This window comes from uncultured Agrobacterium sp., assembly GCA_913777615.1.
Lineage (GTDB): Bacteria > Pseudomonadota > Alphaproteobacteria > Rhizobiales > Rhizobiaceae > Agrobacterium.
This window is the reverse complement of sequence record CAJYTK010000009.1, coordinates 274872-287453: the sequence shown is the minus strand read 5'-3', so window position 1 is coordinate 287453 and position 12582 is coordinate 274872. Positions and strand designations below refer to the sequence as shown.

Sequence of the window (12582 nt, the reverse complement as noted above, 5' to 3'; positions counted from 1 at the left end):
TCAGTACTCGATGCCGGACTGGGCTTTGACGCCCGCCTTGAAGTGATGCTTCACCAGCGTCATCTCCGTCACCATGTCTGCTGCCTCGATCAGCGGCGGCTTGGCGTTGCGCCCGGTCACGATGATGTGCAGATCGGGACGGCGTCTCTGCAAGGTGGCGACAACGTCCGTCAGATCCAGATAATCGTAGCGAAGCGCGATATTCAATTCGTCCAGAACCAGAAGACCGATCGTCTCATCGGCCATCAGGAGCTTTGCTTCCTCCCAGGCCTTGGTCGCCGCGGCGATATCGCGTTTCAGGTCCTGAGTGTCCCACGTGAAACCTTCGCCCATGGTGCGCCATTCTACCCGGTCGCCGAAAATCGTCAGCGCCTGCTGCTCGCCGGTCGACCACGCGCCCTTGATGAACTGGACGATACCAACGCGTCGGCCCGTGCCGAGCATGCGCAGCGCAAGGCCGAAGGCTGCGGTGGACTTGCCCTTGCCGGGGCCGGTATTGACCATCAATAGACCCTTCTCGATGGTCTTCTCGGCCACTTCCGCATCCTGCACGCTCTTGCGATTCACCATCTTCTCGCGGTGGCGGGCGGCGTCACTGTCGCTGATCTCGCGTGTCATGATGTCCACGTCCTTCCGAGCCTGTTTTGGAAGCGGCGACTATAGTCAAAACGCCCTTCTCGGCAATGGCACCGAGAGCATCGTTCAAGAATCCGCGCATTGACCGCAAGCCAGCTTGCCCGTAAAGGTAAGGCACTGACGGTCTTTTTCCGGCAACGGGAAAAGCTAAGAGGGAACACGGTTCCGCCCACTTCTCGGGTCAATCCGTGGCTGCCCCCGCAACTGTAAGCGGCAAGCCCGCACCGTAAAGCCACTGGATTTCGATCCGGGAAGGCGGTGCAAGGGCGCCTATTCAAGCCGCAAGCCAGGAGACCTGCCGTTTCAGAAAAAAACGTCTGCCGGGCGGGGTGCTCCGGTCAGTCAGTTCCGCCGAATATCGGTTTGCGCTGTCTCGCATTCCGTCTTCGGCACCGCACCCCTTGCATGTTGTAACAGCGGAAGCGGGCTCGGTTTGGATATTACAGCGACATCGTCTCGGACGGAAGGATCGACCGAAAAGCAGAAAGCTTCCGGTCTTGTTGTCTATGTCTGCCGCAGTTGCCGTAGTGAGGCAGAACCGAATGCCGAGCCGCGCCCCGGCGCGCTGCTGGCAGAGGCTGCGATCGCGCTTGGTGCGGAAGCCGATATCGAGGTACGCAGCGTCAACTGCCTTGCCAATTGCAAGCGTGGTGCCAGTGCCGCGATGCGCAGTGCCGATGGCTGGTCTTACGTCTTCGGCGGGCTGACGCCCGATCATGCCGATGATCTGATCACCGGCGCGCGTCTGCTTGAAAGCTCCACCGACGGCCTGATGCCCTGGCGCGGGCGTCCGGATAGCTTGAAGCGCGGCATGGTCGCGCGCATTCCCCCTTTGAATTTCCTCGAGGAGACATCATGACCACGCTAGAGCGCGTTCCCTGCACCATCGTCACCGGCTTTCTGGGCGCCGGCAAAACCACACTACTGCGCGGCCTTCTCGAAAAGCTCGATGGCAAGCGTCTGGCGATCATCGTCAATGAGTTCGGCGATGTCGGCATCGATGGCGAAATCCTCAAAGGCTGCGGCATCGAAAGCTGCCCGGAAGAAAACATTGTTGAGCTTGCCAATGGCTGCATCTGCTGCACAGTCGCGGATGATTTTCAGCCGGCCATCGAGCAGATCTTGAGCCGCCAGCCGCGGGTCGAGCATATCCTGATCGAGACCTCTGGTCTTGCGCTGCCCAAGCCGCTGGTCCAGGCCTTCCAATGGCCCGCGATCAAGAGTCGGGTCACCGTCGACGCTGTCGTTGCCGTTGCCGATGGTGCAGCACTTGCCGAAGGCATGGTGTCGCATGACATGGACGCGCTCGCCGCCCAGCGCGCCAATGACGAAGCGCTCGACCATGACGATCCGGTCGAGGAAGTCTTCGAAGATCAGATCGCCTGCGCCGACCTGATCGTGCTGACCAAGGCCGATCTTCTCGATGCCGAAGGTCTGGAGCGTGCCAAGGCGCATATCGGCGAGCATCTGCCAAAGGCCGCCAAGATCGTCGTTGCTTCCCACGGCCAGATCGATCCTGCCGTGCTGATCGGGCTTGGGCTGGCAGTCGAAAACGATATCGAAAACCGCCATACTCATCATGATGAGGAAGAGGACCACGATCACGACGAATTCGACAGCTTCGTGGTCGAACTTGGTGCGGTGTCCGATCCAGAGGCCTTGGCAGAACGTATCGCCCAGACCGCGGCGTCTGAGAACGTTCTGCGCATCAAGGGTTTCGTCGAAGTCTCGTCCAAGCCCATGCGCCTGCAGGTTCAGGCCGTCGGCGCGCGCGTCAATCACTATTTCGACCGCCCCTGGGCCGCAGGCGAAGTACGCCGTTCGGCGCTCGTCGTGATCGGTGAAAAGGGCCTCAATCGCGAGAAGATCGAACAGATGCTGGCGGCCTGACGCGTCATGCATATCCTCGCCACCACATCGTCGTCTCTGGACGACCTGATCGAGCCGGTTGATCTCGACCAGCCGCAGGCGGATGTGGTGGTGTTGTCGTTCTCCTCAAGCGACCTTGCCGGTTTGCAGCGGGCATGGCCGGAGGGCTCCGGCGTCTCACTCAGCGTCGCCAATCTGTCCGAGCTTCGCCATCCCATGTCGGTCGATCTCTGGATCGAAAAGACTGCGGAGAATGCCAAGCTGATCCTTATCCGGATTCTGGGTGGCGCGGATCGCTGGCGCTACGGCGTTGATCAGCTGGCAATGATGGCGCGCTGGCGCGGCATCAAGCTCGTGCTTCTGCCAGGCGAATGCAGCGAGCGCGATGAAAAGCTCGAAGCGCAATCGACGATCGATCAGGGCCAGCTTGGCTCGATCCTCTCCTTCTTCCGGCAAGGCGGGCAGCAGAACATGCGCCGTCTTTGCGAAGGCCTCACCGCTTTTGCCAAGGAAGGCGTCTGGCCGGATGTCGAGCCAGAGCCTCTGCCGAAATCCGGCTTCTATATCCCAGGCCTTGGCGAGGTCGATCTTGCTCAAGCGCTCTCCGCTTTTCGGCCTGATGCTCCAAGGCTGCCCATTCTCTTTTACCGTTCCATGCTTCTGGCAGCCGATGCCGCGGCCATCGATGTGCTTTTTGAGGCGCTGAAGGACCGCGGCTTTGCCCCCCTGCCGATTTTCGTCAGTGGCTTGAAGGATGGTGAGGCGATTCTGTTTCTGGAAGACACGCTGGCACCGCTGAAGCCTGCGGCCATCATCGCCGCAACGGCCTTCGCCAGCCAGACGGATGAGAACGGCAAAAGCCTGTTCGACCGGCTTGGCGTGCCGGTTTTCCAGGTCATCATGGCCACGACGCGGCGCGATGCCTGGGCTGAGAACATGCGCGGCCTCAACCCATCGGATCTTGCCATGCATGTGGTCCTGCCGGAACTGGATGGCCGGATTCTGGCCGGTGCCATCTCCTTCAAGCAGTCCGACCTTACCGGGCGCCAAGGACTGCTCAATGCTCCAGAGCCGGATCGTGTGGCCCAGGTCGCAGACCGAATCGCTGCCCATCTGTGGTTGACGCAGACGCCGGTGGCGGAGAGGCGTCTCGTTATCCTCATGCCGGACTATCCGGGTGCTGCACCCGGTCGCACCGGATATGCAGTCGGTCTCGATGTGCCGCAAAGTGTTTTGGAGATGCTGCGCGACCTACGTGATGCGGGCTATGCGGTTGGCGATATTCCGGAAACGGCAAGAGCGTTGCTGGATCGGATCAAGGCCGAGAGCGCCAGTATTTCGATGTCTCGCTACCACCACTTTCTGGACGGTCTCCCAATTGCCGCCCGCACCGCCATTACGTCCGCCTGGGGTGACGCGGCTGACGATGAGGCCGTTATCGAAGGATCCTTCCAGTTCCGTGCCGCCCGCTTTGGGTCTGTCACTGTCGCGCTTGCTCCGGATCGTGGACGGCGGGCGGACAGGCGGGTGGATTATCACGATCCGGCCTTGCCGCCGCGTCATGCGCTGGCCGCCTTCGGCGCGTGGATGCAGCAGGATTGCGACGCCCATGCCATCATCCATGTCGGCGCGCATGGCACGCTGGAATGGCTGCCCGGGAAAACGGTCGCATTGTCGGAAGCCTGTTTCCCGGAGATCGTCACCGGATCGCTGCCGGTCATCTATCCCTTCATTGTTTCCAATCCGGGGGAAGCTGCCGTTGCCAAGCGGCGCATTGCCGCCCTCACTATCGGGCACATTCCGCCCGTTCTAGTGTCCGCCGGTCTTTCACCGGAGCAGGCTGCACTCGAACAGCTGGTCGATGAGTATGCCCAGGCCGATGGGCTCGATCGCCGCCGCCGCGATCGTCTGGCCAAGCTGATTGTCGAAAAGGCCTTCGAGACGGGGCTTGCCGCTGATGCCGGTATCGGTGTGGAGGAGGATGCGGATTCGGCGCTGACGCGGATCGATGCGTTTTTGTGCGATCTGAAGGATTTCGCCATTAAGGACGGCCAGCATGTCTTTGGGCGCTGCGCGGATGATGAGCCGGATTCTCTGAGGCGCGAGAGTGCGATCCGCGAGAAGGCAGCGCTGCTCGCCGCCCTGGACGGCCACCACATTTTGCCCGGCCCTTCCGGCGCGCCAGCCCGAGGACGGCTGGACGTGCTGCCGACAGGGCGCAATCTTTACGCTGCCGACCCGCGCACCATGCCAACGCCGACCGCCTTCGAGCTGGGCAAGGCCGCAGGCGAAGAGGTGCTGCGCCACTATTTGCAAAGCCATGGCGACTGGCCGCGCCATCTGGTCTTCGATCTCTGGGGCTCTGCGTCTTTGCGCAATGGCGGCGAAGATGTCGGACAGGCGCTGCATCTGATGGGCGCGCGTCCGATCTACGATCAGGCGACCGGCCGGGTGAACGGCATCGAGGTTCTGCCGCCCGCAGCGCTCGGGCGCCCGCGTGTGGATGTGACCTTGCGCATTTCCGGCCTATTTCGCGATATGTTTCCGGCTCTCATCGCGCTTCTCGATGCGGCGGCAAGGGCTATCGCGGCGCGGGAAGAGTCCCCAGGCGACAATCCGCTCGCTGAGGAGGCAGCCTCTCTTGGTCATGTGCCGGCACGCATCTTCGGGTCGGCCCCTGGCACCTATGGCGCGGGTATCGAAGACGCTATTGCGCATGGGGACTGGGACGAGCGCGAGGCGCTGGGCCAAGCCTATCTGGATGCCGCAAGCCACGCCTTTGGCGGGCCCGATGGGCTGGAGATCGTTGTTGATGCGGGGTTTGCGCGCCAGGTCGGACGCGCCGAGCTTCTAGTTCATACCGGTGATGATCCGGGGCGCGATCTGCTGGATGGCTCGTCGGACGTCGCCTTCATCGGCGGCTTTGCCGCTGCCAAGGCCAAGCTTGGGCAGGCAGCGGATGTGGTGGCGCTCGACACGACCGATCCCGCCCGCCCGCGTGCCAGATCTATCGCGCAGGCGATTACCCGGGTCGTGCGCGCCCGCGCGATCAATCCGCGCTTTATTGCCGGGCAGCTGCGCCACGGCCCGCGTGGTGCCGCCGAATTTGCCGAGACCGTCGACCGGTTGATCGGTTTTGCCGAAACCACGCAAGCCGTTTCCTCATCGCTGATCGAAGCGGTCTATGATGCCTATTTCGGCAATGAGGAGGTGCGCGACTTCATCCTGCGGGAGAACCCGAAAGCAGCGGAGTTGATGGCCGAGCGCTTCCTCTCCGCGCGCCACCGCAACCTCTGGCACAGCCGCCGCAATGCGGTGGATGCGGAACTGGAGATGCTGATCGCACCACGGTCATCGGTGGCACCATCGGCGAGGGTTTCGGCTTGAACCCGCTTCCTTCCGTGCAGCCCTTTTCCCGCCGTGGCGCCTGCCCTGCCCTGTCCGCACCGATGCAGACCGGCGACGGTCTGTTGTCGCGCGTGGCTTTCACTGATGGTCTTGCGCCGTCTGCTCTCGATTCCCTTTCCGCTCTCGCACACCGTCACGGCAACGGCCTTCTCGACGTCACTGCGCGCGGCAGCCTTCAGTTTCGTGGGCTGACCGCCGAAAGCGCTGTTCTGCTGGAGCGCGATGTGCTCGCACTAGACCTTCCTTTGCGCCTAGGCCTTGCGGTGGAAATGTCGCCGATTGCCGGGATCGACGGCAGTGAGGTCGCCAATCCCGCGCCGATCCTCGATCGGATCAGTCAAAGGGCCGCAGCACTCGGTCTTGATGCCAAGCTCGCGCCCAAGATGTCGGTGATCGTCGATGGCGATGGTATGGTTTCGATGGGTGGGTTGCTTGCCGATATTCGGCTGAAGGCTATCCAGCATGAGGTTGGCATTGTCTGGCATCTGATGCTGGGTGGTACGGAAGACAAGGCGCTGCTCGCCGGGGCAGTCCAAACTCATGATGCTGCCGATTGCGTCATCGATCTTCTCGTCCACCTCGCCGAACGGGGGCCGGATGTGCGGGGCCGTGATTTGGATAGGGCGACGGTGCATGCGGTGTGTGGGGATCGTCTTTCGCCTGTCCCGCCCACTGCCCTGACCTCAACCAGACATGCGGATACGAAAAAGCGCGCAGACCAGCGCAGGCTTTGGCCCTTGAACGATAATCTATCTGCTGCCGTCATCGCGCCCGCATTCGGACAGATCACCTCGGATGCCCTGTCTGCCCTTTGCAGGAAGGCGCGTGATATCGATGTCCAATCCATCAGGCCCGGGCCGCAGCATGCGTTCTATGCGGTGGGCGAAAACGACGCATGTAACGCCCTTCTCGATTACGCCGAGAGTGCCGGCTTCGTCGTCAGCGATGGCGATACGCGCTCTTCCATCGCCGTTTGTGCCGGGGCGCCCGCGTGCGCATCGGCCTTCATCTCGGTTCAATCGCTGGCCGCGTTTGCCGCCAAAGAGTGTCGCGATATGCTGGATGGCTCCTTAACGCTGCACCTCTCCGGTTGCGGCAAGGGGTGCGCCCATCCAGCGCCCGCCCTTCTTGCCTTTTCCGGCACAGCTAGCGGCCTCTCCTTTGGCTATAAGGCCAAGGTTTCGGCGCCCTCGGACGCGATTTTGGCTGGCTCTCAAGCGCAGGCCGGGCTTTCCCGGCTTGCCCGCCTCTATGAAAAAGAACATAAGCCCGGAGAAAATGCCCGCAGCCTGTTTGTCCGATTGGGCAAGGACAGGGTTATTGCGGCGCTCCGACAGGACGAGACATGACGACTTACGACTATATCCGCAATGGCGATGCGATCTATGAGCGCTCCTTTGCCATCATCCGTGAGGAAGCGGATCTTACCGCCTTCACGCCCGAACAGGCGGATATTGCCATTCGCATGATCCATGCCTGCGGACAGGTCGAGGCGGCCCGGCATTTTCGCTTTTCTGCGGATTTCGTGTCAGCCGCACGCGGCGCGCTAGCCGCTGGAAAGCCCATTCTCTGCGATGCGGAAATGGTAGCGCATGGCGTCACACGGGCGCGTCTGGCGGCCGGCAACGCCGTCATCTGCACGCTGCGCGATCCGCGCACACCGGAGCTGGCAAAGACCATCGGCAATACCCGCTCAGCCGCCGCACTCGATCTCTGGGCCGATCATCTCGACGGCGCTTTGGTTGCCATCGGCAATGCGCCGACGGCGTTGTTCTATCTCCTGGAAATGCTGGAAAGAGGCGCCCCGCGGCCTGCGGCGATCATCGGCATGCCGGTGGGCTTTGTTGGGGCAATGGAATCGAAGGATGCGCTGGAAGACAGCACGCTCGGCATTCCCTATGCTATCGTAAAGGGCCGCATGGGCGGCTCCGCCATGACGGCTGCCGCCGTCAATGCCGTTGCGAGGGCTGGCCTATGAGTGCCGCACTTTACGATCCCACACCGGAAAAGGCGTTGAAGGGCAAGGTCATCGGCGTCGGGACCGGTCCGGGCGATCCCGATCTTCTGACGCTGAAGGCCGTGCGTGCCATCGAGACTGCGGATGTGATCGCCTTTTTCTGCAAGCGCGGCAGCAAGGGCAATGGCCGCGGCATCGTCGAAAGCTTCATCCGGCCCGGTACGCTGGAAATGCCGCTCGTCTATCCGGTCACGGTCGAAAGCGACAAGAACGGTGACGACTATCGCGGCGCGATCGCTGCCTTTTTCGATCAGTCGGCACGCGATATCGCCGTTCATCTGGATGCCGGACGCACCGTGGCCGTGCTCTCTGAGGGCGATCCGCTCTTCTACGGCTCCTATATGCATCTGCATCTTCGACTTGCGCCGAATTATCCGGCGGAGGTGGTGGCGGGGATCACGGCCATGTCCGGCTGCTGGTCGATGACCGGACTGCCGCTGGTGCAGGGCGACGATATCTTGAGCGTCCTGCCGGGTACGTTGAATGAGGATGCGCTTTTCGAGCGGCTCTCGGGTACGGATGGCGCTGTCATCATGAAGGTCGGTCGCAACCTGCCGAAAATCCGCCGCGCGCTGGAAAAGGCAGGTAAGCTGGAAGGCGCGCTCTATGTCGAACGCGGCACCATGGCCAATGGACATGCCATGCGCCTGATCGAGCGCGACGAGTCACCCGCTCCCTATTTCTCTCTGGTTCTCGTGCCCGGCTGGAAGGATCGCCCGGCGGGAGAGCCTGCATGAGCTCGTCCTCCACCGGACGTTTGACGGTCGTTGGTCTGGGGCCGGGAAGCCTTTCGCAGATTACGCCGGAGGCGCTGGCTGCGGTGGATGCGGCGGAAGATTTCTTCGGCTACATTCCCTATCTCGACCGGCTGTCGCTGCGTCCGGATCAGCGGCGTCACGCATCGGACAATCGCGAAGAGATTTCCCGCGCCGAGGCCGCGCTGACATTGGCCGCATCTGGCGGAAAGGTCTGCGTCGTCTCAGGCGGCGATCCAGGTGTCTTCGCCATGGCGGCTGCGGTCTGCGAGGCAATTGAGAACGGTCCTGCCGAATGGCGCGACATCGACTTTTCGGTTGTGCCAGGGGTGACGGCCATGCTCGCTGTCGCGGCACGGGCGGGCGCACCGCTCGGTCACGATTTCTGCGCCATTTCGCTCTCCGACAATCTCAAACCATGGTCGCTGATCGAAAAGCGGTTGGTGGCCGCAGCTGAAGCCGGTTTCGTCATGGCCTTCTACAATCCCGTCAGCAAGGCAAGACCGCATCAACTGGCAACGGCCTTCGATGTGCTGCGGGCGCACCTGCCGGGCTCGGTGCCGGTGATTTTCGGCCGCGCTGCCGGGCGCGCCGATGAGCGTATGCGCGTCGTGCCCCTATCGGAAGCGTCGAGCGATATGGCGGATATGGCGACCTGCATCATTGTCGGGTCGGTCGAGACACGCATTATCGACCGTCAGGACCAGCCGTCTCTGGTCTATTCGCCGCGTTTTTCCAGAAGGGAAAGCTGATGGCGGATGGCGGTCAGCGCAGTCTCGATATCCAGCACTTCCATGCCTATGGCACTGGATTGCAGGCGGGGTGGCCTGTCGATCATGATGACCGGAATGCCGAGAACGCGTGCGGCTTCGATTTTCGCATAGGCCGCTGCGCCGCCGGAGTTCTTCGAAACGATGACGTCGATATCGTTTCCCTTCAACATGGCGATTTCGTCTGCAAGCGCAAAGGGTCCTCGGGCCGTCATGTAGCGCGCATTCGGCACGGCAAGTGGCGGCTCCACGGGGTCGACGCTGCGGATCAGATAGCTGTGCTGGGGTGCGGTTTCAAAGGGCAAAAGCTCTTGCCGACCAAGCGCCAGAAAGGCGTATCGGCGGATGCTCCCCAAGGCGGTCACCGCCTCCTCCACGCTGCCAACCCTTTCCCATCGGTCGCCCTTTTCTTCGACCCAGGCCGGACGCGACAGCGAGACCAGAGGCACGCCGGTCAGCCTAGCCGCCTCGGCAGCATTGGCGGAAATCCGCGCCGCGTAAGGGTGGGTCGCATCCACCAGCAGATCGAAGCCTCCCTCGGTGAGGAAGGTCTTCAGTCCAGCTGCGCCGCCAAAGCCGCCAACGCGAACCGGCACGGGTTGCTTCGCCGGTTCCTTGGTACGGCCCGCCATGGACAGCAAAATCCGGTAGCCGGATTCGTCGGCAATCTTTCCGGCCAGAAGACGGGCATCCGCCGTGCCGCCGAGAATGAGGATGGAGCGTGTCATGGCCGTTGAATATGACGGAATATCCTCTGTCGCCAGCGAAAAACTTGTGCCTTGGCTTTCCATCGTCGGTATCGGCGAGGATGGTCTTGCCGGTTTGCCGGCAAATGCCATCCAGGCCATCGAAAATGCCGAGGTCGTCTTCGGTGGCAAGCGCCATCTCGGATTGGTCTCTGGTGCGATCAAAGGCGAGCCCCGCCCCTGGCCTGTCCCCTTCGATGTCGCCATGACGGATGTCGTGGCGCTCAGGGGCAGAAAGGTCTGTGTGCTGGCTTCCGGCGATCCGTTTTTCCATGGCGTCGGGGTGTCATTGCTGAGACACATCGATGCGGGTGAAGTGATCACCTATCCAGCCCCGTCGGCTATTTCGCTTGCCGCCTCGCGGCTCGGCTGGGCGTTGCAGAACACCGAATGCATTTCCCTGCATGGGCGCTCCATCGATCTGATCCGCCCATATCTTCAGTCCGGTGCGAAGATCATCGCGCTCACGTCCGATGCCAGCGCCCCGGCACTGATTGCCGCTCTTCTGAAGGAGACCGGTTTTGGCCGGTCAATTTTCCACTTGCTGGAAGCGCTTGGCGGTCCCCGCGAAAATCCCCGCGCGACGACGGCAAAGGACTTTGACTTTGCTGATATAGACCCGCTCAATGTGGTTGCTATCGAGGTCGTTGCCGATGAGGCTGCGCGGATACTGCCTTTTGCCAGCGGTTTGGACGACGCGCTTTTCGAGCATGATGGGCAGATGACCAAGCGTGAAATCCGCGCCGTCACGCTGTCGTCACTCGCACCTCGCCATGGTGAGCTGCTGTGGGATATAGGCGCAGGTTCCGGCTCGATCGGCATCGAGTGGATGCTCTCTCACCCATCGCTCAGGGCTATCGGTATTGAACAGAATGCCGAGCGGGCAGAACGCGCCATGCGCAATGCGCAAGCCTTCGGCGTGCCGGGTCTCGACGTGGTGATTGGCACCGCACCCGAAGCCTTTGAAGGCTTGCCGACGCCGGATGCCATATTCATCGGCGGCGGCGGCAGCGAGGCTGGGGTTCTGGAGGGCGCAATCAGCGCCTTGAAGCCGGACGGAAAGCTTGTCGCCAATGCCGTGACGCTGGAAATGGAGGCCATGCTGCTCTCGGCACAGGCGCGGCTTGGCGGCTCCCTGATCCGGCTTGAGGTTGCACGCGCATCCCCGGTCGGGCAGATGCAGGGCTGGCGTGCCGGCATGCCGGTCACGCAATGGTCCTGGGTCAAACCGAAGGACATGCCGTGATCGTGGCGGGGATCGGGTGCCGCAAGGGTGTCAGCCCGGAGGCCGTCCTGGCCGCGCTCGCGCAGGCCTCTGCCAAGTTCGGCGTAGCGTTCGACTTTATTGCGACGGCACCGATCAAGGCGGATGAGCCCGCCTTGCTGGAAGCAGCAACACGGCTCGGCATGGCCTTCGTCGTGGTGGCGCAGGCCGATTTCGAGGCCGCTGCGAACCGCGCATTGACCCGGTCAGAACTGAGCTCAAAATATGCCGGTTCGCCAAGCGTCAGCGAGGCAGCCGCACTTGCAGCGCTTGGCGAAGCGTCGAAACTGATCGCGCCGCGCATGATCGTCGGCGATATTACCGTGGCCTTTGCCACGTCTGGAGACAAGACATGACAGTTCATTTCATCGGCGCTGGCCCCGGTGCCGCAGATCTCATTACGCTGCGCGGTCGCGATCTGATCGCCGCTTCTCCCGTCTGCCTATATGCCGGTTCGCTGGTGCCGAAGGCGCTGCTGAATTATTGCCCGGCAGGCGCACGTATCGTCGATACTGCAGCCCTGTCGCTGGACGAGATCGAGGCCGAGTTCGTTGCGGCTGCGAAGGAGGGCAAGGATGTAGCGCGGTTGCATTCCGGCGATCTTTCCGTCTGGAGCGCCATGGGCGAGCAGATCCGCCGTCTGGAACGGCTCGGGCTCGATTACACCGTGACGCCTGGTGTGCCGTCCTTTGCAGCTGCGGCGGCTACCTTGAAGCGGGAACTGACGGTGCCGGAAGTGGCGCAAAGCCTGGTGCTCACGCGTGTTTCCGGTCGCGCGTCCAAAATGCCGGAGAGCGAAAACCTCAAGGCCTTTGGCGCGACAGGCGCGACACTTGCCATCCATCTCGCCATTCATGCCATCGGGCAGGTGGTCGAGGAGCTGACGCCGCTTTACGGCGCGGATTGCCCGGTGGCCATCGTCGTGCGAGCCTCGTGGCCGGAAGAGCGTGTTATTCGCGGTACGCTGTCCGATATAGAATCCCTTCTTGCGGAAGAGCCAGTCGAGCGCACCGCAATGATCTTCGTTGGTAACGGGCTCGCATCGTCCGATTTTCGCGAAAGCGCGCTCTACAGCACCGATTATGTTCGCCGCTTCAGAACGCCCGCCACTGAGTAG

12 protein-coding genes and 1 riboswitch are annotated in these 12582 nt (G+C 62.2%); of the genes, 10 read left to right on the top strand and 2 right to left on the bottom strand.

Annotation, left to right across the window (positions count from 1 at the left end; genetic code table 11):
• The gene (gene cobO, locus QZ862_RS08815) at positions 1 to 618 is read right to left on the bottom strand and encodes a cob(I)yrinic acid a,c-diamide adenosyltransferase (RefSeq protein ID WP_296099067.1); all 618 of its coding nucleotides are present in this window, start codon (positions 616 to 618) and stop codon (positions 1 to 3) included.
• 122 nt (positions 619 to 740) lie between these two features.
• Positions 741 to 954: riboswitch (cobalamin riboswitch) on the top strand.
• A 115-nt stretch (positions 955 to 1069) separates the two neighbouring features.
• On the opposite strand from cobO, the gene QZ862_RS08810 reads away from it, so the two are divergent.
• The 7 genes from QZ862_RS08810 to QZ862_RS08780 are packed head-to-tail and all read left to right on the top strand — an operon-like array spanning position 1070 to position 9437.
• The gene (locus QZ862_RS08810) at positions 1070 to 1495 is read left to right on the top strand and encodes a DUF1636 family protein (protein WP_296099065.1); all 426 of its coding nucleotides are present in this window, start codon (positions 1070 to 1072) and stop codon (positions 1493 to 1495) included.
• On the top strand, positions 1489 to 2526 hold the full coding sequence (gene cobW, locus QZ862_RS08805; RefSeq protein ID WP_296035077.1) for a cobalamin biosynthesis protein CobW: 1038 nt from the start codon (positions 1489 to 1491) through the stop codon (positions 2524 to 2526). The genes QZ862_RS08810 and cobW overlap by 7 nt, the downstream gene beginning before the upstream one ends.
• 6 nt (positions 2527 to 2532) lie before the next feature.
• Positions 2533 to 5892, top strand: a complete 3360-nt coding sequence (cobN, locus tag QZ862_RS08800; RefSeq protein ID WP_296099064.1) for a cobaltochelatase subunit CobN — start codon at positions 2533 to 2535, stop codon at positions 5890 to 5892.
• Entirely contained in the window at positions 5889 to 7262 is a 1374-nt protein-coding gene (gene cobG, locus QZ862_RS08795) for a precorrin-3B synthase (protein WP_296099061.1), read from the top strand. Before cobN ends, cobG begins: the two co-directional genes overlap by 4 nt.
• Positions 7259 to 7891: a precorrin-8X methylmutase gene (locus QZ862_RS08790; protein WP_296099059.1), complete on the top strand. Its 633-nt coding sequence runs from the start codon at positions 7259 to 7261 to the stop codon at positions 7889 to 7891. Before cobG ends, QZ862_RS08790 begins: the two co-directional genes overlap by 4 nt.
• Complete coding sequence (locus tag QZ862_RS08785; protein WP_296099056.1) at positions 7888 to 8667, top strand: precorrin-2 C(20)-methyltransferase; 780 nt, start codon at positions 7888 to 7890, stop codon at positions 8665 to 8667. Before QZ862_RS08790 ends, QZ862_RS08785 begins: the two co-directional genes overlap by 4 nt.
• Positions 8664 to 9437 carry a precorrin-3B C(17)-methyltransferase gene (locus QZ862_RS08780; RefSeq protein WP_296099052.1) on the top strand — a complete coding sequence of 258 codons (774 nt, stop codon included), beginning with the start codon at positions 8664 to 8666 and terminating at the stop codon, positions 9435 to 9437. Before QZ862_RS08785 ends, QZ862_RS08780 begins: the two co-directional genes overlap by 4 nt.
• On the opposite strand, the gene QZ862_RS08775 is transcribed toward QZ862_RS08780, so the two are convergent.
• Positions 9404 to 10183, bottom strand: coding sequence for a cobalt-precorrin-6A reductase (locus QZ862_RS08775; protein ID WP_296099049.1), 780 nt, complete (start codon positions 10181 to 10183; stop codon positions 9404 to 9406). The genes QZ862_RS08780 and QZ862_RS08775 overlap by 34 nt on opposite strands.
• Here QZ862_RS08775 and cbiE point away from each other — a divergent pair.
• Genes cbiE through cobM form a run of 3 tightly spaced genes read left to right on the top strand, consistent with a single transcriptional unit; the run spans position 10182 to position 12582 of the window.
• Complete coding sequence (gene cbiE / locus QZ862_RS08770; protein WP_296099046.1) at positions 10182 to 11447, top strand: precorrin-6y C5,15-methyltransferase (decarboxylating) subunit CbiE; 1266 nt, start codon at positions 10182 to 10184, stop codon at positions 11445 to 11447. The two genes, QZ862_RS08775 and cbiE, sit on opposite strands and share 2 nt — an antisense overlap.
• A complete protein-coding gene (locus QZ862_RS08765; protein ID WP_363315911.1) occupies positions 11444 to 11821 on the top strand; it encodes a cobalamin biosynthesis protein in 378 nt (125 codons plus the stop codon). The genes cbiE and QZ862_RS08765 overlap by 4 nt, the downstream gene beginning before the upstream one ends.
• Positions 11818 to 12582 (top strand): precorrin-4 C(11)-methyltransferase, encoded by a 765-nt coding sequence (gene cobM / locus QZ862_RS08760; RefSeq protein ID WP_296076763.1) that lies wholly within the window; start codon positions 11818 to 11820, stop codon positions 12580 to 12582. The genes QZ862_RS08765 and cobM overlap by 4 nt, the downstream gene beginning before the upstream one ends.